Below are 21,926 nucleotides of genomic sequence, written 5' to 3'. Positions count from 1 at the left end.
CTCCCGGTGCTTCCGGGCGGCGTCGTCCGCGGCGGCACCCCGGTCGGCCGAGCGCCGCACGCGAAGCCTCACGCGGCCGACGGCGGCGCCGCGCCCGGACCCGGGCGCGTGCCCGAGGGGCCGCCCGGGGTGAATCCCGCGACGCGGGCGCGCGGTCGGTTCAGCCGGCCGCCGACCAGGTGCGCTGTGCCCAGTCGGCGAAGCCGGTCCAGCGGATCTCCGGGTGGGCGGCGTGGAGCGCGGGGAGGTCGACGCGATAGCCGGGCCCGTTCAGGAACGCCCACATCGCGTGCATGTCCGGATTGCCGATGGCCGACAGCGGTACGCGCTCATGGCGGACGTCCCGTCCCAGCGCCGCGCCGAGCGCCGCCGCCATCTGCGTGGGCGTGGGGGCGTCGCCGGCCAGTTCGATGCGCTGCCCGAGGTACGGAGCGGGGTTGAGCAGCACTTCCGCCGCGAACGCGCCGAGGTCGGGCCGGGCGAGCTGCTGCAGCGGCCGGTCGGGCGGCAGCGGCAGATCGAGAACGCCGTCGAGGATGCGCCGCGCGCCACCGAGCGCGTTGTCGAAGAAGTACGTCGGCCCCAGGATCGTGTACGCGACATCGCCCGCGGTCAGTTCCGCCTCGATGCGCGCCTTGCTCTCGAAGTGTGGTACCCCGCTGTCCTGGTCGGCCCCGGCGACCGAACTGAACACGAGATGCGGCACGCGTTCCTGCCTCGCGGCGGCGAGGATGGCCCGCCCCTGCGCCACCTCCGCCTCGACACCGGCCTCGAAGGGCGTGGTGAACGCGAAGACACCGGCCACCCCCCGCATGGCAGCGGCGAGCGATCCTCGATCGCTCAGCGAACCCGCCACCACGTCGATGCCGTGGCCGGCCAGCTCCCGCGCGGCACTTCGGCCGGGGTCGCGGACCAGCGCCCTGATCCGGGCCCCACGGGCCAGCAGCGCGTCGACCACCGCCCGGCCCTGTCCACCGGTCGCCGCAAGCACCAAGACCGATTCATCGACTTCATCGACCATCGAAGAGCTCCTTTCCCAGCACAGGGGCAGCGGATCGGCAGCCGGCCCCGGCGGCCATCATCCGTGCCGGACGACAGCGCACGGTGCCGACATGCGGGAGGAGGGCGCTGAAGGGCCCGTACCCGTGCACGCACAGTCATGACGAGTGGCCGGCCGGCGCCTAGCGTTCCCCACCGCACACGATTGCCGGAAGAAGAGGGACCCATGCAGTTCGGCATCTTCACGGTCGGGGACGTGACCACCGATCCGACCACAGGCCGTACTCCGCCGGAGCACGAACGCATCAAGGCGATGGTCGCCATCGCACTCAAGGCGGAGGAGGTGGGCCTGGACGTCTTCGCCACCGGCGAGCACCACAACCCGCCGTTCGTGCCGTCGTCCCCGACCACGATGCTCGGCTACGTCGCCGCGCGCACGGAGCGGCTGATCCTGTCCACCGCCACGACCCTGATCACCACCAACGACCCGGTGAAGATCGCCGAGGACTTCGCGATGCTCCAGCACCTCGCGGACGGCCGGGTCGACCTGATGCTGGGGCGCGGCAACACCGGGCCCGTCTATCCGTGGTTCGGGCAGGACATCCGGCAGGGCATTCCGCTCGCCCGGGAGAACTACGGGCTGTTGCACCGGCTGTGGCGCGAGGACGTGGTGGACTGGGAGGGCACGTTCCGCACCCCGTTGCAGGGCTTCACCGCCACGCCCCGCCCGCTGGACGGCGTGGCGCCGTTCGTCTGGCACGGCTCGATCCGCTCGCCGGAGATCGCCGACCAGGCGGCGTACTACGGCGACGGCTTCTTCCACAACAACATCTTCTGGCCGGCCGAGCACACGCGGCGGATGGTCCAGCTGTACCGGCGGCGCTACGCCCACTACGGGCACGGCAGCCCCGAAGAGGCCGTCGTCGGTCTCGGCGGTCAGGTCTTCATGCGGAAGAACTCGCAGGACGCCGTGCGGGAGTTCCGCCCCTACTTCGACAATGCCCCGGTCTACGGCCATGGACCGTCCCTGGAGGACTTCACCGAGCAGACTCCGCTGACGGTGGGCTCCCCGCAGCAGGTCATCGAGCGGACGCTGTCCTTCCGTGAGACCGTCGGCGACTACCAGCGGCAGCTGTTCCTGATGGACCACGCGGGCCTGCCCCTGAAGACCGTGCTGGAGCAGCTCGACCTGCTCGGCGAGGAGGTGGTGCCCGTGCTGCGCGAGGAGTTCGCGAAGGGGCGCCCCGCCGAGGTGCCGGACGCGCCGACGCACGCGGCCCGGGTCGCCGCCGCGGCGGCCTCGAAGGGGGAGAGCGCCGCATGAAGCTCGTCGCCGTGTCCGCGGGGCTGAGCACCCCGTCCTCCACCCGGCTGCTGGCAGACCGTCTCGCCGAGGCGGCCGGCGGCGAACTCGCCACCCGGGGCCTCGACCTGGAGACCGAGGTCGTCGAACTGCGTGAACTGGCCGTCCCCGTCGCCAACAACCTCGTGACCGGTTTCCCACCGCCCCCGCTGGCCGCCGCGATCGACTCGGTGACGGGCGCCGCCGGCCTGATCGCGGTCACCCCCGTGTTCACCGCCTCCTACAGCGGACTGTTCAAGTCCTTCTTCGACCTGATCGATCCGGCGGCCCTGACCGGCAAGCCGGTGCTGATCGCCGCGACCGGCGGTACGGCCCGCCACTCCCTGGTCCTGGAGCACGCGCTGCGCCCGCTGTTCTCCTACCTGCGCGCGGCCGTCGTGCCGACCGCGGTGTACGCGGCGTCCGAGGACTGGGGGTCGGGCGGTGACGCGTACACGGACGGACTGCCCGGGCGCATCCGGCGGGCGGGCGGCGAGCTGGCCGCCCTGATGGCCGCGCGTCCTGCCGGGCCGGCATCCGAGGACCCCGAGGACGACGTCACTGCGCTCGAACGGCAGCTTTCCGATTTGCGCTTCGACTGAGCCCGGCCCCGAGAGGCGCTGCCGTACCGCCGTCGGACCGGTCCGCGGTCCCGCCCAGGCGGACGACCGCGGTCGGTTGCCGGGCCGGCAGGCCGAGGTGCTGCTCCTGTACGGCGATCACCACCGAGGTCTCGGGCAGCTCCCGGAACAGCGCGGTCAGCAGCGCCTCGGCGGTGGGCCGGTCCAGCCCCGCGGTGGGCTCGTCGAGCAGCAGCACCGCGGGACGCCGCAGTACGGCGCGCGCGGTGGCGAGGCGCCGTCGCTGCCCCTGGGACAGCAGGCGCCCGCCGGGGCCCACCGAGGTGTCGAGCGGTAGCGCGGAGAGGCCGACCACCTCCAGGACGGCCCGCAGGGCGGCGGTGCCGGCGGCGGGCGCCGCCTGCCGCAGATTGGCCGCCACCGTGTCGTCGGCCAGCCAGTCGTCGCGGGGACCGGGTCCTCGGTCCGCTCCGCGGCCAGTGCGTCCGGGAGTACGGCGGTGCCGCTCACGAGCGGGTCTCCGCCCCGGTGTCCGCGTCGAAGCAGCCGGCGCGGGCGTCACGGTGGTCGCCGACGATCCAGGCGGCCAGCGCGGCGCAGCCGAGCACCGTGACGCCGATCGGCCCGATCAGGGCGGAGACGCCGCCGAACACATCCTGGGGGAGGGCCGCGGCCAGGACACCGAGCACCGTCAGCAGGACGCGGCGCACGAGTGTCCGCGGATCGCCGGTGGCAGCGGGTGCGGGCGTGCGGGTCCTGGCGGGCGGCGGCGGTACGGGACTGTCCACCGGAGCGCGGTACTTGCCGCGGAAACTGTGCCACGCGTAGATGTTGTAGGCCAGCACGAACGGCATGCACAGGCCGACCCCCAGGACCAGGAAGAGCTGGGAGGAGTGCGGGCTCGCGACCTGATGGACGGTCAGACCGGGCGGTACGACGACCGGCACGGTCAGGGCCGCCAGTCCCAGCAGCCCACTGGCCGTCATGGTGGCCACGGCCGCGAACGGCCGCCAGTCCGGGCCGCGGCCGAAGCCGTACCAGGCGACGGCACCGGCCGCCGCGGCGACGGCGACGGCGAGCCAGAACAGCACGGCCCGCACCGGCTGGTGCAGCGGGAACTGCTGCGGGTCCGCGCTGCGCAGCGCCAGGCCGAGCACCAGTGCCATGACCCCGGCGCCGAGCAGCAGGGACCGTCCGACGCGGCGGACCCGCGACCGCGACCACCCCTCGGTCTTGTCCTGCAGCCAGGCGGCCCCGGCCAGCAGATGGACGATGACCAGGCCGAGGGCGCACAGCACGCCGTAGGGGCTGAACCAGTCGAGGGCCCCGCCGTCGAAGGCGCCGTTCCGCAGGTGCGGGCCGGTGAGCACGGCGCCCAGGACGAGGCCCTGGCACACGGTGACGGCGAGCGAGGCGCCGCCGAACAACAGGGCCCAGCCCCGCCGGTAGCGGCCGGCCGCGCTGTGCAGCTCCAGGCCCAGTCCGCGCAGGATGATCGCGATCAGCATGCCGATGAGCGGCAGGTAGACACCGGGCAGCAGCACGGCGTAGGCGCCGGGCAGACCGGCCCAGAGCACGACACCGACCAGGATCAGCCAGCTCTCGTTGGCGTCCCAGGCGGTGGCCACGATCTCGCCGTACTCCCGCCGGCGCTCGGGCCCGGCCGCCAGGCTGAGCATGCCCACGCCGAGGTCGTAGCCGTCGAGGACGACGTACATGCCGAGCGAGAAGAGGACCAGGGCGTAGGCGGCGTACTCAAGCAACGCGGGCCTCCGGTACGTCGGGCGAGGCGGGTCCCGCGGGCAGCGCCTCGGGGCCGGCCTTGACCGTACGGACGATGTAGCGGGCCCAGACGGCCAGCAGGGTGACGTAGAGCAGCACGAAGCCGGCGAGACTTGCGGCGACTTCGGCCGTGGAGAGGTGGGAGACCGCGTCCGCGGTGCGCAACTGCCCGTACACGACCCATGGTTGGCGGCCCGTCTCGGCGACGATCCAGCCGCCGGTGATGGCGATGATCCCGGCCGGGGTCATCCACACCAGCCAGCGCAGGAACCGCGGTGAGTCGAACAGGCGCCGCCGCATGCGCAGGACCACGCCCGCGAAGGCCGTGCCGAACATGAGCAGCGCGGTGAAGTACATCGCGCGGAAGCCGTAGAAGGCGGTCCACATGCTGGGGCGTTCGTCGGCCGGGGTCTGCAGCAGTCCCGGTGTGGTCCTCGTCCCGCCGAGGTCCTGGGCGATGACCGAGCCGAGACGGGGGATCGCGAGGTGGAAGCGGTTCTCGCCCCGGTCCGTGTCGGGGACGACGAGCAGGTTGTAGCCGTTGTTGTCGCTCGTCCAGTTGCCCTCGAACGCCTCCAGCTTGGGGGGTTGGTGCTCGCCCATGAACACCGCCGTGCCGTCCCCGACGTACAGCTGCACCGGCATCAGCACACCGAGGACGCCGAGGGCGAGGGACAGACAGCGGCGGGCCATGGGCTCGGCGGAGGCGCGCCGCTTGACCAGGTACCAGGCGGAGACGCCGGCGACGAACCAGGCCGCGCTGATCAGCACGGCCAGCAGCATGTGCGGGAAGCGGTGGGCGAAGGCGGGGTTGAACAGGATGCGCGCCCAGTCCTCGGCCTGGAACTGGCCGTCGGCCTTCCGGTAGCCGACCGGGTCCTGCATCCAGCTGTTCGCCGACAGGATCCAGGTGGTGGACAGCAGGGTTCCGAAGGCGACCGTCCAGCTGGCCAGGGCCATGGTGCGCGGGCGGATCCGCCCGTCCCCGTAGAGCATCAGGCCGATGAACCCCGCCTCCAGGAAGAAGGCGGTGATCACCTCCATCCCGATGGTGACCCCGACGACCGGGCCGACCGCGTGGGCGTATGTGCCCCAGTTCAGGCCGAACTCGAAGGTCATCACCGTGCCCGCGACGACGCCCAGGCCGAAACCGACGGCGAAGATCTTCTTCCAGAACCGGAAGATCTGCAGGTACAGGGGGTTTCCCGTGCGTACGTGGACCGTGTACACGACGGCGAGCAGCACGGAGAGCCCGACGGTGAGCGCGGGAAAGGTCATATGGAAGATCGCGGTGATCGCGAACTGCCATCGGGACAGTTCGACGACGGCGGGCGAAGCCATGGGTACTCCCGGGGAGCGGCGGTCCTGACAGGTGTCGGCGCCGTCGGTGGTCGGGCCTGGTTCAGGAACGCACCAGCGGGGTGTCGACCAGGTGCTCGGCCAGGAACCAGGCCTGGAGTTCGCCGGTGCGGATGATCTGCGAGACCAGCAGGTCGTTGGTGCCGTCGTCGCCCAGTTCGGCGGTGCGGGAGGCCGCGTCATGGGCCTGCGTCAGGATGACCTCGTGGGCCTCGAGCAGCCGCGAGAGCATGGCCGGTACTTCCTCCACACCGTCCGGCGGGCGCGGAATCGAGGTGATCTCGGCGATGTGCCGGGGATCGCCCACGGCGACGCCGCCCAGGGTCTGGACGCGCTCGGCGAGGGTGTCGACGAGTTCCAGCTGCTCGCCCGCGTGCTTGTCCAGCAGCAGGTGGAGCTGGTAGAAGGTCGCGCCGCGCGGTGCAACCATGGCTGACTGCCCGTGGGCGTGGAGCCGGTGGTCATGACGTGCCTCCTGCGATGTGGTGCCGAACGTGCGCGGTCGACGCTAGGGGCCGGACCGGCGGCCGCGTTGCCCGGGAGCGCACGCGCAGGTGTCCGTCAGCGCACCGGGTTCCGGACGGGCCGGTGGGTCACTCGCTGCCGGCCGTGAGCCGGTGGACGATGTGGTGCAGGTCCAGGTCCAGGTGGCGGTGTTCGGTGCCCGGTGGGACCAGCGTGTCGGCGCGGTGCAGAAAGGCCGTGACGGCGCGGGGCGCGATCTTGAGGACCGCCGCCCCGTGCCGGCTCCTGAGCAGGATGCGGACGCGCGGGTGGGCCCGGTACCCCATGATGGTTGAATGTGAAACAATTACTCGGCTGAGAGGTGGTCCATCATGAGCAATGTCGAGACGAGGCCCGTCGAGGTGCTGACCCCGCGCGATGTGCCCCTCGGCGGCCCACGGGCCATGACCGTGCGGCGTACGCTGCCCCAGCGCGCCCGGACCCTGATCGGGGCCTGGTGCTTCGCGGACCACTACGGTCCCGACGACGTCTCCGAGACCGGCGGCATGGACGTCGCCCCGCATCCGCACACCGGACTCCAGACGGTCAGCTGGCTGTTCAGCGGGGAGATCGAGCACCGGGACAGCCTGGGCAGCCACGCCTTCGTACGGCCCGGTGAGCTCAACCTCATGACCGGCGGACACGGCATCGCCCACTCGGAGGTCTCCACCCCGCGGACCACCGTCCTGCACGGCGTCCAGCTGTGGGTGGCGCTGCCCGAGGAGCACCGGCACACCGCACGCGACTTCCGGCACCACGTCCCCGCACCGGTACACCTCGACGGGGCGGAGATCAGGGTCTTCCTGGGCTCGCTCGTCGGCGTCACCTCACCGGTGCCGGCCTTCACCCCCCTGCTCGGCGCCGAGATCGTGCTCGCGCCCCACGCGGCCGTCACCCTCGCCGTGGACCCCGGCTTCGAGCACGGTCTCCTGGTCGACCGGGGCGACGTCCGGCTGGCCGACGTCCCCCTGCGCTCCGCCGAACTGGGCTACGTCCACCCGGGCCCCGAGACGCTGACGCTGACCAACGACTCGGACGGCCCCGCACGGACGGTCCTGCTCGGCGGAGCGCCGTTCGGGGAGGAGATCGTGATGTGGTGGAATTTCATCGGCCGGAGCCACGAGGACATCGTGAAAGCCCGCGAGGACTGGCAGAACTCCACCGAACGCTTCGGCGCCGTCGAAGGCTATCCCGGCGACCGTCTTCCCGCGCCGGTCCTGCCCCACGCGAGCATCAAACCGCGCAGGAATCCGACGGATCACTGACCCCGGCCGAGGATCCGGCCGCCGGCCGGTGCGGGCGGCGCACCACTTCCGTCCGCACGGCACGGGCCCGCCTGTCGCTCGCTCCGCCGCTTCCGCCCCGGTTAATGTCGAAGCGGCTGAATTCCACGCGTGTGGTGACACGGGTGTGGTGTTCCGCCGGAATGACGTCAATTCCCGCAAAGACACGAACGGGGTGTTGTTGTGGAGCAATGGACGAGGCGCGAGGACGAGCGGCTGCTTTCCGGGAAAGGCCGGTACGTCGCCGACATCAGCGTTCCGGGATGTCTGGACGCCGCATTCGTGCGCAGCCCGGTGGCCCACGGCGCACTACGAGCCGTCGACTGTACGGCGGCCCGTGAGGTGCCCGGGGTGGCGGGCGCCTGGTCGGCCGCCGATCTGCCGGACCTCCCCCCGGTTCCCTACACCCTGCTGGCCGGACTCGCCACGGAGGACGCCGTCGCCGGCCGGGAGTGGCCCGCCCTCGTGAAGGACCGGGTGCGCTACCCGGGTGAGGCGCTCGCGGTCGTCCTCGCAGCGGACCGGTACCGGGCCGAGGACGGGGCCGCCGAGGTCACCGCCACGATCGACCCGCTGCCCGCCGTGGTGACACCCGCCGCGGCACTGGACGACTCCGTCCGCCTGTTCGACGGACTGAGCAACACCGTCCTGCGCGGCGAGGCGGGACAGCCCATCGACCCGTCCGTCTGGCGGGACGCCGCCGCCGTGGTCGAGGCCAGGTACCGCCAGCAACTGCTGCTGCCCAGCCCCATGGAATGCCGCGCCGTCCTCGCCGTACCCGAGGGGGACTGGCTGACCGTGTGGTCGGGGCACCAGATGCCGCACCGGCTGCGGCGGGAACTGGCCGCACTGCTCGGCTGGTCCACCGACCGGATCCGGGTGGTCGTCCCCGACACGGGCGGCGCCTTCGGGTCCAAGAGCGCCACCTTCCCCGAGTTCGTGGTCGTCGCCCACCTGGCCGTGCGGCTCGGGCGGCCGGTGTGCTGGATCGAGGACCGCCGGGAGTCGATGTTCGTCGCCACCCGGGGCAGGGGACAGGACCAGTCGGTCCGCCTCGCCGCCGACGCCGAAGGCCGGCTCCTCGCCTACGAGTTGACGATCGACGCCGACATCGGCGGCTACCCGCACCTCGGCGTGGGACTGCCCATGCAGACGGCGTGGATGGCGACCGGCGCGTACACCACCCCGCACGTCCACGCGACCGTGCGCTCGGTGCTCACCAACACCATGGTGACCTATCCGTACCGGGGCGCCGGCCGCCCCGAGGCGGCGAGCGCCATCGAGCGGACGATGGACCTGCTCGCCCGCCGGCTCGGAATCGACCCGATCGAGCTGCGCCGGCGCAACTTCATCCCGCCCGCCGCCTTCCCGTACGCGACACCGACCGGACGCCGCTACGACAGCGGGAACTACGCCGCCGCCCTGGACCTGGCCCTGGAGACACTCGGCTACGAGGAATGGCGCGCGGAGCAGGCCCGCCGCCGCGCGGACCCGGACGCGCTGCCGCTCGGCATCGGGGTCTCCTGCTATGTGGAGCGCTCCGGCGGAGAGCCCGGCGGCCTGCACGAGTTCGGCAGCCTGGAGGCGCACGAGGACGGCACCGTCACCGCCCGCTGCGGCACGGCCTCCACCGGCCAGGGGCACGAGACCGTCTTCCCCGCCCTGGTCGCCACGGTCCTCGGCATCCCGGACGCACAGGTACGCCTCGTCGAGGGCGACACCGACGAACAGCCCGACGGCCTCGGCTCCTTCGCCAGCCGGTCGGCCCAGGTCGCCGGCGCCATGCTCCAGCACGCCGCGACCCGGCTGATCGAGGAGGCCCGCGCCCGGGCGGCGGACCTGTGGGGCCTGCCGGTCGACGAGATCGAATGGGCGGACGGCACCGTGCACCCCGCCCACGACGGTGCGGCGGCCACCGGCCTCGGCGATCTGGTGAAGTCCACCGGCCCGTTGCGCGTCGAGGACCGGTACGAGGCCGGGATGGCGTTCCCCTTCGGAGCGCACGCGGCGGTGACCGAGGTGGATCCGGACCTGGGCACCGTGCACGTCCTGCGGCTCGTGGCCGTCGACGACTGCGGAGTGGTCCTCGACCCCGCGGTGGTGCACGGGCAGGCCGTCGGATCGGCCGTGCAGGGCATCGGCCAGGCCCTCTACGAAGGCATGACGTTCGGCGCCGACGGGGTACCGAATCTGGCCGACGGATTCCTGGACTACCTGCTCCCGACGTCCACGGAGATCCCGCCCATCGTCGTCAAGGAGACCCGCACCCCCAGCCCCGGCACCCCGCTGGGCGCCAAGGGAGCGGGGGAGTCGGGCTGCATCGGCACACCCGCCGCCCTTGTCAACGCCGTGGCCGACGCCCTGCGGATCGCCGACCCCGACCTGCTGCAGATGCCGCTCACCCCGGACCGCGTCTGGCGCGCGGCGCGGGCCCCGAAACACGAGGAAGGCACCCGGTGAAACCCGCAACCTTCGACTACGTGGCGCCCCGCACGGTCGCCGAGGCCGTCGAGGCACTCGGCGACCCCGGGCGCGAGGCCCAGGTGCTCGCCGGCGGACAGAGCCTGATCCTGGAGATGCACCTGCAACGCAGCCGGCCGGAGCTCGTCGTCGACATCAACCGCATCCCGGAACTCGACCGCATGAGCGTCGAGGACGGCGAACTGCGCGTCGGCGCCCTGATCCGGCACGCGGCCTTCGAAGCGGCCGATGCCGTACCTGGCCCGCTCGGCACCCTGCTGTCCCGGGCCGTGGTCAACATCGCCCATCCGCCGATCCGTTCCCGCGGAACCATGGCCGGCAGCTTCGGCTGGGCCCATCCCGCCTCGGAATGGTGCGCCGTCGGGGTCGCCCTGGACGCCACCGTGGAGGTGACCGGCCCCGAAGGACCCCGTGCCCTCGCGGCCCGCGACTACTTCCTCGGGCCGTACCGCACCGCACGCGGGCCGCGGGAGCTGATCACCGCCGTCCGTATGCCGCTGCTCGGCGAGCACACCGGGGTCGGCTTCATCGAGCACCGCCGTACCCATTTCTGCTTCGCCCAGGTCGCCGTCGCGGCGGCCCTCACGGTGCACGACGGCGTGATCGGCGACGCACGGATCGGACTGGTCAACTCCGCCGACCGCCCGGTACGCGCCCGCGCCGCCGAACGGACGCTGCTCGGCGCCGAGTTCGGCCCGCTGCCCGCGGGGCGCCGGCTCCCCGACACCCATCCGTTCGCCCGCGCCGGCCGGGTCGCCGCCCAGGAGGACGCCGTGCCGGTCGCCGAACCGTATGCCGACGTCGCGTACAAGCGGCAGGCCGTCGCCGTCCTGGTCGGCAGAACCCTGCGCGAGGCGGCGACGGACCTGCGCGCCCGGCTCGCCGCACCCGAGGGAGACCACCGATGAAGATCACGCTCACGGTGAACGGCACCGGACACCCCCTCGACGTGGAGCCCCGGCGCCTGCTCGCCGACGTCCTCCGCGACGACCTGGGCCTCACCGGTACACACCTCGGCTGCGAGCACGGCATCTGCGGGGCCTGCACCGTCCTCATGGACGGCCGGCCGGTCCGCTCCTGCCTGGTGCTTGCCGTGCAGTGCGACGGCGGCTCCGTCCGTACGGTCGAGGGCCTCGCGGGACCCGACGGCGCACCCCACCCGCTGCAACGGGCGTTCTCGGCCGAACACGCCCTCCAGTGCGGCTTCTGCACACCCGGCTTCCTGATGGCGGCCGCGGCAGCGCTGGAGGCCGATCCCGACCTGGGCGCCGAGCCCGATGCCGTCGCCGAGGTCGTCGGCTCCAACATCTGCCGGTGCACCGGCTACGAACCCATCCGGCGCGCCATCACACGCGCCGCCCAGGAGCAGCGGGAGCAAGCTCATGAACGGTGACATCCGGGCCGGAGCCATCGACGTCCACGCCCACCGGCTGCCGCGCGACCCGCTCGGCGGCATGCACGACCGCGGCGGGTATCGGTGCGCTGCGTGCTGACGGGTGGGCTCAGGTGTCGTGGCTCGGGGCGTGTGGGCCCGCCCGGTCCGGCACCACGGGACCCGACGCGGTGTCGAAGGCATGGGTCACCTCGGGCACGGTCCCGGGGGCGAGGAGCTCACGGGCCCGCTCCTCGCGGCGGCGGTCGGTGGCCGTCAGCCGCACATGGTGCTGGGCGCGGTGTTCCGCCCAGGAGACGACCAGATACGTCTCCACGAAGCGTTCCGGGTCGTTGCCGTCCTGGTAGAGGCCCCAGTCAAGGGCACCGGTACGGCGCCTGGAAGCCGCGACACGGTGCATGCGGTCGGTGAACTCGGCCCGGTCGTCCGCGGGGACGCGGTAGACGACGGTGACGAGGACCGGTCCGTCCGCCTGTCCCGGCTCGAACACCAGGGGAGGAGTGGGCCAGTGGTCGGACGGCGACGGGTTGATCTCCGCGGCGTCGTACAGCGGCCACCGGCGCACGCTGGCGGCGCTGAGCAGCATCACGGCACCGGCGATCAGCAGACAGGCGCTGAGACCGACCCAGGCGGCCACCACACCCCACAGGGGCGCCGCCAGCGCCTGACCGCCCTGGAAGACGAGGAGATAGACGGCGAGTCCCCGGGCCCTGACCCAGCCGGGCAGCCGCGTCTGCACGGCCGCGTTGAGCGTGGACAGCACGGCGATCCAGGCGAGGCCCGCGGGCAGCAGGGCGACCGCGACCAGCCACGGTGTGCGGACCTGCGCCAGGACCGCGAGTACCCCGGCGAACACCACGGCGCCTGCTGCGAGCGTGCCGTTGGCACCCAGCGTGCGACGCACCCGGGGCAGTGCGAAGGCCCCCGCCACCGCCCCCACGCCCACCGCCGCGAGCAGCAGCCCGTATCCCCCCGAGCCGAGGCCGAGGGAACTGCTCGCCGTCAGGGGCAGCAGGGCCCACAGCGCGGCGCCGCCGGGGATGAACAGGAGCGTACGCAGGAGGACTCGGCGCACACCGGACGCGTTCCACACATAGCGGCGGCCGGCGTGCAGGGCGGCCAGCATCCCCTCGTTGACCGCGGCAGGGGCGGCGTCCGCGCTCGGGCGCCGCCACACGGCGAGAACGGCCGCGATGCCCAGGTAGGAGACCGCGTTGAAGGCGAAGACCCAGCCGGCGCCCGCCGCCGCGACCACCGCCCCGCCGAGTGCGGGACCGACGGCGCGGGCCAGGTTCATGTTCACCGCGCCCAGGGCCGCCGCCTGACCGAGCTGCCGGCGCTCCACCAGTTCCGGCTGGATCGCCTGCCACGCCGGGCCCATCAGCGCGGTGCCGCACCCCAGCAGGAAGGTGAGGACGAGCAGCGCCGTCGGCGACAGGGCGTCCGTGAACGCCAGCACGGCCAGCACAGCGGACACCGCGAGCATCGCGAACTGGGCGGCGAGCAGCACCGAACGCCGGTCGAAGCGGTCGGCGAGCACACCGGAGGGCAGGGCCAGCAGCACCACGGGAAGGCTGGAGGCGGTCTGCACGAGCGTGACCAGTGCGGCGCCGTCGCCGACCAGCAGCCACTGGGCGCCCACCGTCTGCATCCAGCTGCCGGTGTTCGAGACCAACTGGGCGATCCACAGCGCCCGGAAGAGGCGCGCCGCGAGCGGTGCCCACGGGGAGTCGGTCGCGGCGGGTGCGGGCGGTGACGTCGGGATGCTCATGCTCGTCCAGACCGGGTCGGGGGCACAGTCGGTGGTGACCGTACGGCCGGCAGAGGGCAGGCTCTTGACCACGAGCGCACGGGATGCGCCCCGCCGGCGCAGGGCCGCCCGTCCGGTGGGTACGGGTGCCGCTTCCTCAGGACGGCGGCCGTATCCAGTCGGCATCGGTGTCGGACAGGCGGTGGGTCACCACGGAGACGAGCAGCAGGAGCAGCAGGACCAGGCCCAGGGTGAGCGCGAGATGGCCGTGCAGGACGAGCACCGCACCGACCAGGGCGCCGAACAGCATCGCCAGCACGGACAGGGTCCGGCGGCCGGGCCCGGGCGCCGCACCGCCCGCAGGGGCGGAGTCCGCTGCCAGCCCCGTGAGGGTCAGCGTCAGCACGGTCGTGGTGAGGTCGGGCACCTTGAGATGCCGGGCGACCGCGTTCTGGAGACCCAGACCGAGCCCGAGGCACACGATCAGCGTGTACCGGACGCCCGTGGTGACCTGACCACCGGCGACGGCCGTGACGGCGACGGTGACGGCGACCAGGGCCGCCTCCACGGCGGTGGCCGCTCGCAGCACATGTCCGCGGTGCGCGGCGAATCGGGTCCCCAGCCTGCCGCCGGCCAGCGCGCCGAGGAGGAACGACACCAGGGCGACGACGGAGGCGAGCACGGAGAGGCCGGGGGTGCCCGCAAGCGCGAACCCGAGGAACACCACATTGCCGGTCATGTTGGCGACGAAGACACGTCCGAGCGCCAGGTAACTCACCGCGTCGACAAGACCGGTGACCACGGTCAGCGTCAGCATCAGCGGAGGCAGCGGGCCATGGCGGTCCTCGCGGGGCGGTGCCAGCGTGCGGGCCGCGTCAGTCAGCAGTCTGCGCATGGGGCTTCCTTTCCGAGGTCGCGGGCTGACGGCGCAGCACCAGGCGGGTCAGCAGCCCGCTGACGGGTCCGATCACGATCACGGCGAGGGCGACCCACAGCGGCCACGGAGTGACGCCCAGCGCGTCGTCCAGGGACCACCGGCCGGGCCCGGTGAGGGCCAGCGCCGCGGAGACGACGACGAGGACCAGCGGGTACTCGTAGCCGTCGTTCTGCACCCAGAGGCCCTTGGGCCGTTTGACGGTGCCCGCGACCGTCATCACGCCCATGGCGGCCATCGCCGCGAGGGGCGTGAGCAGACCCGCGGCCAGGAACAGGCCGGCGCCGATCTGACTGCCTCCCGCGACGACAGCGGTCAGCCGGCCGCCGCGGAACCCGTCGTGACGGAACTCCTCGGTTCCGCCTGCCAAGCCGTGGCCCCCCAGCCGGAAGCTCACCTTCTGTACTCCGTGGCCGGCGATGAGAAGTCCCGCCACCAGCCGGAGGACCAACAGTCCCGCGTCCATCACTTCCTGCCTGTTCCTAAATCGGTCCTTGACCGCCGTCTGCGCAGGCCCGGATCAGCCGGCGGCGTGGGCGCCGATGACGGCCTGGGCGTACACCAGGCCGAGCCCGTACGCGCCGCCGTGCTGCTTGACGACCTCGGTCACCGGCACATACGTCTCGCCGCGGGCCCAGTCACGCTGCAGCTCCAGCAGCACCTGCACCCAGGTGACCGGGACGGCGCCGGCCTGGATCATGCGCTGGACGGCGTGTTCATGGGCCTGCGGGCTGACGCCGCCGGACGCGTCGGTGACGACGTAGACCTCGTAGCCCTGGGCGAGGGCGGACAGCGCGGGCAGGACGACGCAGACCTCGGTCCACAGCCCGGCTATGACGATCTTCTTGCGGCCGGTCGCCTTGACGGCCTCGACGAACGCGGGGTCCTCCCAGGCGTTCATCGTGGTGCGGTCGACGATCTCCTGGCCGGGGAAGACCTCCGCGAGCTGAGGCATGATCGGCCCGGAGAAGGACTCGGCGGCCACGGTGCTCAGCACGACCGGGACGTCGAACACCTTGGCCGCCTTGGCCAGCCCCACGGCGGAGTTGATGATCGCGGTGCGGTCGCCGCTGCCGGTGCCGAAGAACATCTGCGGCTGGTGGTCCACGAACAGCACCGCACAGTTGTCGGGCGTCAGCAGGTCGGGGCTGGGGGACGCGGTGACCTCGGCGATGTCGGCCATGAGAGGGTGCCTTTCCATGAGTGGTGGCGCGGACGGATGTCCGCGTCGGGCGGGAACCGCCCGGTGGACGGTTCGCTGAGCGGTGTCCCGGAGCGGCCGGCCCGCGGCCCGGCCCCCTCCAGGAGTTCGACGAGAGGCCCTAGAGGGCGAAGCAGGGGTCGAAGGGTGTGTCGCCGGCCTCCGGGAACAGACCGCGCCGTACGCGCCACGCGCGGTGCTGCTCCGACTCGGCGACGGCCTCGCCGAGCGACTCGGCCTGGCGCACACCTGCGGAGTACGGCCGCGACGCCTGGTAGCCGCCGAAGTGGGCCACCGGGCTCCAGCCGGGGCTGACGGGCGGCAGTTCCTCGTCGAGCCCCTCGTACTCGCCGGCGGCGTAGACGATCCGGCCGCCGGTGACCGTGAGCAGCGACTCGATGTGTGCGATCTCCGGCTCGGGCACGGTGAAGTAGTCGTCGGACAGCACCGCGAGGTCGGCGTAACACCCCGGTCGCAGCACGCCCTTGACCTCCGCCTCGCCGGTCAGCTCGGCGCCGGCCCGGGTGAACATCCGCAGTGCGGTCTGCCGGTCGACCCGGTTGGACCGCGGACGGAGCACGAGGCCGCCGACGTTGCGGCCGCCGACCAGCCAGTGCAGGGCCACCCAGGGGTTGTAGGTGGACACCCGGGTGGCGTCCGTGCCGGCGGCCACGGCCAGCCCGCGCTCCAGCATCGCCCGGATCGGCGGGGCGTCGGCGGCCCGGCCGGGGCCGTAGCGGCGCAGGAACGCCTCGCCCTGGAACGACAGCCGGTTCTGGACGGACACGGTGCCGCCGAGCGCGGCGACCCGGTCGAGGCTCTGCGGGGACACGGTCTCCGCGTGGTCGAACAACCACCGGTTCCCCACCGGGAACAGCCCCTCGGCGGCCAGCTTCTCGAAGACCGCGAGGTCCTGGCGGATGGTCTCGTCGTAGGTGGCGTGCAGCCGGAATCCCCAGCCGTGCGCCATGAGAAGCCGCACCGCCTTCTCGAATTCCGCCTCGTAGTCCCCGAGTTCGGGACGCGGCTGGTTGAAGTTCTCGAAATCGGCCGCCGCCCAGATGAGATTCTCGCCCGCACCGTTCAGGCGCAGCCAGGCGTCCCCGTCCTCCGGACGGGCCATCTCGATCCAGCGGGCGAGGTCGGCGATCTCCTGGCCCGCGGTCTGCGGGAAGAGGTGATAGGCGATGCGCAACGACAACTGGCCCGCTTTCGCCAGCTCGATGACGGTGCTGTAGTTGTCGGGGAAGTTCTGGAACCCGCCGGCGGCGTCGATCGCCGAGGTCAGTCCGAACCGGTTCAGTTCGCGCAGGAAGTGCCGGGTCGAGATCTTCTGGTCCGCCTCCGCCAGAACCGGCGCCTTGGCCAGGGTCGAGTAGAGGACGAGGGCGCTGGGCGCGGCCAGCAGCATGCCCGTCGGTTCCCCGTCCCGCCCGCGCACGATCTGTCCGCCTCTGGGGTCGGGGGTGTCCTTGCCGTATCCGGCGGCCTTCACCGCCGCCCGGTTGAGGACGGCGGACTGGTACAGGTGCAGGACGAACACCGGTGTGTCGGGGGCGGCGGCGTTCAGCTCCGCGACGGTCGGCAGCCGCCGTTCGGCGAACTGCTCGGCCGACCAGCCCCCCACCACCCGCACCCACTGGCCCTTCGGGGTGCGCGCGGCCTGGTCCCGCAGCATCGCCAGGCCCTGCCGCAGCGTGGGGACCCCGTCCCAGCGCAGCTCCAGCACATAGTTGAGCCCGCCACGAATGACGTGCAGATGGGCGTCGTTGAGCCCCGGGACCATCCGCCGGCCGAGCGCGTCCACCACGTTCGTGGCGGCTCCGATGTGCGGTGCCACGTCCTGGTCGTCACCGACGACCGTGATGACACCGTCCTTGACGGCGAGCGCCTCGGCCCGCGGACGGTGCGGATCCCCGGTATGGATTCTTGCGTTGCGGACGACGAGCTCCGCGGCATCGTCGGTGGCCTGGGGAACCAGTCCGCCGACCGGCATTGGAGACACGTGTGCAGGACCCCCTCCGGTAGGAGCGACTTCGATGCCCGCCGTGTTCCGGCCCGGCGGACGTGAAGAGCGATGGCGGCGTGCGTGTTCGCCGTCGGATTCCGGGGAGAGCCGCGACGCCGAGCCGACGCTAGGCGCGGCGCACGCCGGCGTGTGTCCCGTCAGCGCACCGGACCCTCGCGCACAGCGCACGGGCTGCCGGGCGCCGTGGATCGCTCGCCCGGCGACCGCCGGACAGGCCGGGAAACCCCGTGCGCTGTGGGGACACAGGACGTGCGCTTGCGGACAACCGGCCCGCGCACCGGGGACTTACCGTGCGGAACAGCGGCGCCGGAATGTCCAGCGTGACGATCCGGAACGTTTCCCGGGAACGACCGCCGCGCCCGACGAAATCGCAGGAGATGTACATGTCTGATGCCCTCGCGCCGGTCGAGCCGGTGCTGGAACCCGCGGCAGCCGCGTTCGCGGAGGCAACCGCCAACCCGCCCTACCTCTTCGACCTGACCCCGGCGGAGGGGCGCAAGGCCGTCGACGAGGTGCAGTCCGGCGAGATCGAGAAGCCGGCGATCGACGAGGAGTGGATCACCGTCTCCGGTGGTCCGACGGGCGCCGTCCGCGCCCGCATCGTCAGGCCCGCCGGCGCCGCGGGCACCCTGCCGGTGATCCTCTACATCCACGGCGCGGGCTGGGTCTTCGGCAACGCCCACACCCACGACCGGCTGGTGCGCGAACTCGCCGTCGGCGCGCACGCCGCGGTCGTCTTCCCCGAGTACGACCTGTCGCCCGAGGCCCGCTACCCGGTCGCCATCGAGCAGAACTTCGCCGTCGCGCAGTGGGTCGTGGAGCAGGGCGCCACCAAGGACCTCGACGGCACCCGGCTGGCCGTCGCCGGTGACTCGGTCGGCGGCAACATGACGGCCGCGCTGACCCTGATGGCCAAGGAGCGCGGCGGCATCCCGCTGGCCCAGCAGGTGCTGTTCTACCCGGTCACCGACGCGAGCTTCGACACCGGCTCGTACCACCAGTTCGCCACCGGCTACTTCCTGCGCCGCGACGGCATGCAGTGGTTCTGGAACCAGTACACGACCGACGAGGCGGAGCGGGCGCAGATCACCGCTTCCCCGCTGCGCGCCACCACCGAGCAGCTGCAGGGCCTGCCCCCGGCGCTGGTCATCACCGGCGAGGCCGACGTGCTGCGCGACGAGGGGGAGGCCTACGCCGCCAAGCTCCGCGCGGCGGGTGTGCCGGTCACCGCGGTGCGCTTCCAGGGCATCATCCACGACTTCGTGATGCTGAACGCCCTGCGTGAGACCCACGCCGCGGAAGCCGCCATCGCCTTGGCCGTCCGCACGCTGCACGCGGCCCTGCACACGGCCTGAGTCCGGGGGAACGGACGAGGGCCACGGCCTCGGGGCCGTGGCCCTCGTCGCGGGCGGGCCGCCGCGCCAGTCCTTGATCACCTGGCGTGCCCGACCGGGTGCACGCGGGGCCGGGCGCTCGGGTTGCGGGCCGCGGCGGCCCCGTCAGGATGGATAGCGAAAGACATGCGGTCACACGGACGTTCAGCTACTCGTACGACCTACCGAGTGGGAGGCCGTCGGCGGTGGAAAGCTTTTCCTTCCTGCTCATCGCGGTCGTCCTGACGGCATTGGCCTTCGATTTCACCAATGGCTTCCACGACACCGCCAACTCCATGGCGACCTCCATCGCGACGGGGGCGCTGAAGCCCCGCGTGGCCGTCGCGGTCGCCGGTGTGCTGAACCTCGCCGGCGCCTTTCTCTCCACCCAGGTGGCCTCGACGATCTCGAACGGGCTCGTCAACGACTCCAGGGTCTCCCTGGTCATGATCTTCGCCGGTCTGGTCGGCGCGATCCTGTGGAACCTGACGACCTGGCTCTTCGGGCTGCCGTCCAGTTCGTCGCACGCTCTGTTCGGCGGACTGATCGGGGCGGTGTGGGTGGGCGCGGGCGGCTCGGCCATCCAGTTCGCCCAGGTGCTGGAGAAGATCGTGGTTCCCGCGATCGCCTCACCGATCCTGGCGTGTGGGGTGGCCCTGATCGCGACGTATCTGGCCTACAAGATCACCCAGCGGACCGCCCGGCACCGGGTCGACCGGGGTTTCCGCGCGGGCCAGGTCGGATCGGCCTCCCTCGTGGCCCTGGCCCACGGCACCAATGACGCACAGAAGACCATGGGCGTCATCACCCTCGCGCTGATCTCCACCGGCTTCCTCCCGCACGGCGCACAGCCGCCGTGGTGGGTGGTGCTCACCGCCGGGATGGCGATCTCCCTGGGCACGTACGTGGGCGGCTGGCGGATCATCCGGACCATGGGCAAGGGCCTGACCGACATCCAGCCCCCGCAGGGCTTCACCGCCGAGACGACGGCGACGGCGGTCATCCTGTCCTCGTCGCACCTGGGGTTCGCGCTGTCCACCACACAGGTGTGCACCGGCGGCATCCTGGGTTCGGGGCTCGGCCGCAGGCTGGCCATGGTGCGGTGGGGTGTCGCCGGGCGGATCGCGGTGTCCTGGGTCCTGACGCTGCCGGCCGCGGCGGCGGTCGGCGGGGTCGCGGCCTGGGTGGCCGACCAGGGCGACCTGGGGGTGGCCGTCGTGGCAGGTGTGGCCGTGGCCGCCGCGACCGGCTTCTATGTGCTGTCCCGGCGCCGCCCGGTCAACCCGGACAACGTCAACGACGTGCCGCCCCGGGAACACGCACTCACCGGCCCGTCCGCCCTGTGATCACCGCGGTCCGCAGGGTTCCCGCAGGCGCAGAAGGAGCGCGAGATGGACATCAGGTGGGACAACCTCGGGGAGGTGTCCCTGGCCAGCTTCGGCGTCACGATCGCGGTGGTCGTGCTGTTCTCGCTCGCCATCGCGGCCTGGAGCCGCGCTGGCGGCCTGCGCGGCCTGCGTGGCGGTGCGGCGGGCGGCGGACCGGCGCGGGTGGCCGCGGGCGCCGCGGTGCTGTGCTTCGCCGCGTGCCTGGCGGTGGCCGCGTACGGCATCGACCTCATCGTCCCCGGCTGAGGGCCGCTGCCGGGCGCTGCTCCGCGCCTGCCGCGGCAGGGCGGGGGAGACCGCGCAGTCGCCCAGGGGCCCGGCCCGGGCTCACTGCGCGGTGTAGCCGCCGTCGATGAACAGGTCGGTGCCGGTGATGTAACTGGCCTCGTCACTGGCGAGGAAGAGGACGCCGTAGCTGACCTCTTCGGGGCGAGCGCCGCGCTGCATGGGGGTCGCGGCGGCGAACGCCCTGTTCGACTCCTCGCCCTCCTCCTCGGCCATGGGCGTCATCACCAGGCCCGGTGACACGGCGTTGACCCGGATGCCGTCGGAGACGTACTCCAGAGCCGCGGCGCGCGTCATCATGCGCACCGCGCAGGAGTTCCGGCTCGAACTCGTCGCCGCGGCAGCGGCGGCCGGCGTCCCGGTCTCGATCGTCCCGGACGCCTCCACCGAGGAAGTGGCCTCCCACGCCCTCGCCATGGGACTCGCCCTGAGCAGGCGCCTCCCGCAGGGGCAGGCGGCCGTCCGGGACGGCCGATGGGCCGGGCAACTCGCCTATGACACACCCAAGTCGACCGAACTGCAGGTGGGCGTCGTCGGCATGGGACGCATAGGCCGGATCGTCGCCGGCTCATGGGCCGGGCTCGGTGCCCGGGTACACGCCTACGACCCCTTCGCGTCGTTCTCCCAGGTTCCCGCCGCACCGCTGGCCCCAGGTCCTGGAAGAGTCGGATGTCGTCTCCCTCCATCTCCCGCTCACCGACCGGACACGCCATCTGGTGTCCGGTGCGGTGCTGCGGCGTATGCGCCGCGGTGCCGTCGTCGTGAACGTCTCGCGCGGTGGACTCGTCGACGAGCAGGCACTCGCCGAAGCACTGCGCTCGGGACACATCGCCGGCGCGGCGCTCGACGTCTTCGCGGAGGAACCGCTGCCCGCGGAACATGTGCTCCGCGACGCACCCCACACGATCCTCACGCCGCACATCGCCTGGCGCTCGGCCACATCACTCGGCGCGCTGCAGGACGGCGCCGTCGCCCGCGCACGCCGGGCCCTCGCGGGGGAACCCCTCCTCGACCTCGTATAGGCCGGGTGTGAGGCGGGCCGGCTCAGCGGGGCGCCGCTCCCGGAGCCGGGCCTGCTGCTGTTGCCTCTGGGGTCGGTGCCGCTCGCACCGCCGTCAGGCGGCTCTACCGTCTTGATCGGGTTGGTCGAGCCATTCGTAGGGTTGGGTCGCCCAGGGGTGCTGGGTGTGGCTATCAGGCGGCTGCCGTCTCGTGGCTTGCCTCGCTTCGCCGCCCGGCACC

21 protein-coding genes and 2 pseudogenes are annotated in these 21,926 nt (G+C 72.5%); 11 read left to right on the top strand and 12 right to left on the bottom strand.

The genetic code is table 11. The annotated features are described in order from the left end of the window. Positions 1-160: 160 nt before the first annotated feature. Complete coding sequence (locus tag CTZ28_RS19775) at positions 161-1,021, bottom strand: NmrA/HSCARG family protein (RefSeq protein WP_121890972.1); 861 nt, start codon at positions 1,019-1,021, stop codon at positions 161-163. 204 nt (positions 1,022-1,225) lie between these two features. Between CTZ28_RS19775 and CTZ28_RS19770 the strand changes: the two genes are divergently transcribed. Both CTZ28_RS19770 and CTZ28_RS19765 read left to right on the top strand, forming a co-directional pair. Beyond that, complete coding sequence (locus CTZ28_RS19770; RefSeq protein WP_121890971.1) at positions 1,226-2,323, top strand: LLM class flavin-dependent oxidoreductase; 1,098 nt, start codon at positions 1,226-1,228, stop codon at positions 2,321-2,323. Next, positions 2,320-2,943, top strand: coding sequence for an FMN reductase (locus CTZ28_RS19765; RefSeq protein ID WP_121890970.1), 624 nt, complete (start codon positions 2,320-2,322; stop codon positions 2,941-2,943). Before CTZ28_RS19770 ends, CTZ28_RS19765 begins: the two co-directional genes overlap by 4 nt. Here the strand turns inward: CTZ28_RS19765 and CTZ28_RS19760 are convergent. From CTZ28_RS19760 to CTZ28_RS19740, 5 genes and pseudogenes are all read right to left on the bottom strand, one after another. Then, positions 2,900-3,343 carry an ATP-binding cassette domain-containing protein gene (locus CTZ28_RS19760; protein WP_310887615.1) on the bottom strand — a complete coding sequence of 148 codons (444 nt, stop codon included), beginning with the start codon at positions 3,341-3,343 and terminating at the stop codon, positions 2,900-2,902. The two genes, CTZ28_RS19765 and CTZ28_RS19760, sit on opposite strands and share 44 nt — an antisense overlap. Before the next feature lie 85 nt (positions 3,344-3,428). Then, positions 3,429-4,685, bottom strand: coding sequence for a cytochrome d ubiquinol oxidase subunit II (locus CTZ28_RS19755; protein ID WP_121890969.1), 1,257 nt, complete (start codon positions 4,683-4,685; stop codon positions 3,429-3,431). Then, positions 4,678-6,045 (bottom strand): cytochrome ubiquinol oxidase subunit I, encoded by a 1,368-nt coding sequence (locus tag CTZ28_RS19750; protein WP_121890968.1) that lies wholly within the window; start codon positions 6,043-6,045, stop codon positions 4,678-4,680. Before CTZ28_RS19750 ends, CTZ28_RS19755 begins: the two co-directional genes overlap by 8 nt. Positions 6,046-6,106: 61 nt before the next feature. Further along, positions 6,107-6,496: pseudogene (locus tag CTZ28_RS19745) on the bottom strand (Dps family protein); the annotation flags it as partial. Between the two features lie 160 nt (positions 6,497-6,656). Continuing rightward, positions 6,657-6,854 (bottom strand): SsgA family sporulation/cell division regulator, encoded by a 198-nt coding sequence (locus CTZ28_RS19740; RefSeq protein ID WP_121890967.1) that lies wholly within the window; start codon positions 6,852-6,854, stop codon positions 6,657-6,659. Between the two features lie 45 nt (positions 6,855-6,899). On the opposite strand from CTZ28_RS19740, the gene CTZ28_RS19735 reads away from it, so the two are divergent. The 4 genes from CTZ28_RS19735 (at position 6,900) to CTZ28_RS19720 (ending at position 11,724) form a co-directional block, all read left to right on the top strand. After that, positions 6,900-7,832 (top strand): pirin family protein, encoded by a 933-nt coding sequence (locus CTZ28_RS19735; RefSeq protein WP_121890966.1) that lies wholly within the window; start codon positions 6,900-6,902, stop codon positions 7,830-7,832. 201 nt (positions 7,833-8,033) lie between these two features. Further along, positions 8,034-10,310, top strand: coding sequence for a xanthine dehydrogenase family protein molybdopterin-binding subunit (locus CTZ28_RS19730; RefSeq protein WP_183154474.1), 2,277 nt, complete (start codon positions 8,034-8,036; stop codon positions 10,308-10,310). After that, positions 10,307-11,239 (top strand): FAD binding domain-containing protein, encoded by a 933-nt coding sequence (locus CTZ28_RS19725; RefSeq protein WP_121890965.1) that lies wholly within the window; start codon positions 10,307-10,309, stop codon positions 11,237-11,239. Before CTZ28_RS19730 ends, CTZ28_RS19725 begins: the two co-directional genes overlap by 4 nt. Beyond that, positions 11,236-11,724 carry a (2Fe-2S)-binding protein gene (locus CTZ28_RS19720; RefSeq protein WP_121890964.1) on the top strand — a complete coding sequence of 163 codons (489 nt, stop codon included), beginning with the start codon at positions 11,236-11,238 and terminating at the stop codon, positions 11,722-11,724. The genes CTZ28_RS19725 and CTZ28_RS19720 overlap by 4 nt, the downstream gene beginning before the upstream one ends. 109 nt (positions 11,725-11,833) lie before the next feature. On the opposite strand, the gene CTZ28_RS19715 is transcribed toward CTZ28_RS19720, so the two are convergent. From CTZ28_RS19715 to CTZ28_RS19695, 5 genes are all read right to left on the bottom strand, one after another. Further along, entirely contained in the window at positions 11,834-13,567 is a 1,734-nt protein-coding gene (locus tag CTZ28_RS19715) for an MFS transporter (protein WP_259471697.1), read from the bottom strand. Positions 13,568-13,631: 64 nt separating this feature from the next. Continuing rightward, entirely contained in the window at positions 13,632-14,369 is a 738-nt protein-coding gene (locus CTZ28_RS19710) for a YoaK family protein (RefSeq protein ID WP_121890963.1), read from the bottom strand. After that, positions 14,350-14,874 carry a DoxX family protein gene (locus tag CTZ28_RS19705; protein WP_121891114.1) on the bottom strand — a complete coding sequence of 175 codons (525 nt, stop codon included), beginning with the start codon at positions 14,872-14,874 and terminating at the stop codon, positions 14,350-14,352. The genes CTZ28_RS19710 and CTZ28_RS19705 overlap by 20 nt, the downstream gene beginning before the upstream one ends. Positions 14,875-14,928: 54 nt before the next feature. Further along, positions 14,929-15,591: a hydrolase gene (locus CTZ28_RS19700; RefSeq protein WP_121890962.1), complete on the bottom strand. Its 663-nt coding sequence runs from the start codon at positions 15,589-15,591 to the stop codon at positions 14,929-14,931. Between the two features lie 139 nt (positions 15,592-15,730). After that, the gene (locus CTZ28_RS19695) at positions 15,731-17,605 is read right to left on the bottom strand and encodes an amidohydrolase (protein ID WP_259471713.1); all 1,875 of its coding nucleotides are present in this window, start codon (positions 17,603-17,605) and stop codon (positions 15,731-15,733) included. Between the two features lie 416 nt (positions 17,606-18,021). Between CTZ28_RS19695 and CTZ28_RS19690 the strand changes: the two genes are divergently transcribed. From CTZ28_RS19690 to CTZ28_RS19680, 3 genes are all read left to right on the top strand, one after another. Next, a complete protein-coding gene (locus CTZ28_RS19690) occupies positions 18,022-18,993 on the top strand; it encodes an alpha/beta hydrolase (RefSeq protein WP_121890960.1) in 972 nt (323 codons plus the stop codon). Positions 18,994-19,217: 224 nt separating this feature from the next. Continuing rightward, positions 19,218-20,357 (top strand): inorganic phosphate transporter, encoded by a 1,140-nt coding sequence (locus CTZ28_RS19685; RefSeq protein WP_121890959.1) that lies wholly within the window; start codon positions 19,218-19,220, stop codon positions 20,355-20,357. Between the two features lie 45 nt (positions 20,358-20,402). After that, positions 20,403-20,645 (top strand): hypothetical protein, encoded by a 243-nt coding sequence (locus tag CTZ28_RS19680; protein WP_121890958.1) that lies wholly within the window; start codon positions 20,403-20,405, stop codon positions 20,643-20,645. A gap of 81 nt (positions 20,646-20,726) precedes the next feature. Here CTZ28_RS19680 and CTZ28_RS48380 read toward each other — a convergent pair whose 3' ends face one another. After that, on the bottom strand, positions 20,727-21,101 hold the full coding sequence (locus CTZ28_RS48380; RefSeq protein WP_121891113.1) for an SDR family NAD(P)-dependent oxidoreductase: 375 nt from the start codon (positions 21,099-21,101) through the stop codon (positions 20,727-20,729). On the opposite strand from CTZ28_RS48380, the pseudogene CTZ28_RS49560 reads away from it, so the two are divergent. Beyond that, positions 20,983-21,243: pseudogene (locus CTZ28_RS49560) on the top strand (NAD(P)-dependent oxidoreductase); the annotation flags it as partial. The gene CTZ28_RS48380 and the pseudogene CTZ28_RS49560 sit on opposite strands and share 119 nt — an antisense overlap. A 25-nt stretch (positions 21,244-21,268) precedes the next feature. Continuing rightward, entirely contained in the window at positions 21,269-21,706 is a 438-nt protein-coding gene (locus CTZ28_RS47070) for an NAD(P)-dependent oxidoreductase (RefSeq protein ID WP_220795362.1), read from the top strand. The last annotated feature ends 220 nt before the right edge of the window (positions 21,707-21,926 follow it).

This window comes from Streptomyces shenzhenensis (assembly GCF_003688995.1).
In the GTDB taxonomy this organism is placed as follows: Bacteria; Actinomycetota; Actinomycetes; order Streptomycetales; family Streptomycetaceae; genus Streptomyces; species Streptomyces shenzhenensis_A.
The sequence above is the reverse complement of the archived record's forward strand: the minus strand, read 5'-3'. Positions and strand labels throughout refer to the sequence as shown.

Bases quoted from the DNA above. Each gene is read 5' to 3' on its own strand.
- CTZ28_RS19740 (WP_121890967.1), bottom strand. From the start codon at position 6,854: ATGGGGTACCGGGCCCACCCGCGCGTCCGCATCCTGCTCAGGAGCCGG.
- CTZ28_RS19750 (WP_121890968.1), bottom strand. From the start codon at position 6,045: ATGGCTTCGCCCGCCGTCGTCGAACTGTCCCGATGGCAGTTCGCGATC.
- CTZ28_RS19690 (WP_121890960.1), top strand. From the start codon at position 18,022: ATGTCTGATGCCCTCGCGCCGGTCGAGCCGGTGCTGGAACCCGCGGCA.
- CTZ28_RS19680 (WP_121890958.1), top strand. From the start codon at position 20,403: ATGGACATCAGGTGGGACAACCTCGGGGAGGTGTCCCTGGCCAGCTTC.
- CTZ28_RS19695 (WP_259471713.1), bottom strand. From the start codon at position 17,605: ATGCCGGTCGGCGGACTGGTTCCCCAGGCCACCGACGATGCCGCGGAG.
- CTZ28_RS19775 (WP_121890972.1), bottom strand. From the start codon at position 1,021: ATGGTCGATGAAGTCGATGAATCGGTCTTGGTGCTTGCGGCGACCGGT.
- CTZ28_RS19765 (WP_121890970.1), top strand. From the start codon at position 2,320: ATGAAGCTCGTCGCCGTGTCCGCGGGGCTGAGCACCCCGTCCTCCACC.
- CTZ28_RS48380 (WP_121891113.1), bottom strand. From the start codon at position 21,101: ATGGCGAGGGCGTGGGAGGCCACTTCCTCGGTGGAGGCGTCCGGGACG.
- CTZ28_RS19735 (WP_121890966.1), top strand. From the start codon at position 6,900: ATGAGCAATGTCGAGACGAGGCCCGTCGAGGTGCTGACCCCGCGCGAT.
- CTZ28_RS19700 (WP_121890962.1), bottom strand. From the start codon at position 15,591: ATGGCCGACATCGCCGAGGTCACCGCGTCCCCCAGCCCCGACCTGCTG.
- CTZ28_RS19720 (WP_121890964.1), top strand. From the start codon at position 11,236: ATGAAGATCACGCTCACGGTGAACGGCACCGGACACCCCCTCGACGTG.
- CTZ28_RS19710 (WP_121890963.1), bottom strand. From the start codon at position 14,369: ATGCGCAGACTGCTGACTGACGCGGCCCGCACGCTGGCACCGCCCCGC.
- CTZ28_RS19705 (WP_121891114.1), bottom strand. From the start codon at position 14,874: ATGGACGCGGGACTGTTGGTCCTCCGGCTGGTGGCGGGACTTCTCATC.
- CTZ28_RS19770 (WP_121890971.1), top strand. From the start codon at position 1,226: ATGCAGTTCGGCATCTTCACGGTCGGGGACGTGACCACCGATCCGACC.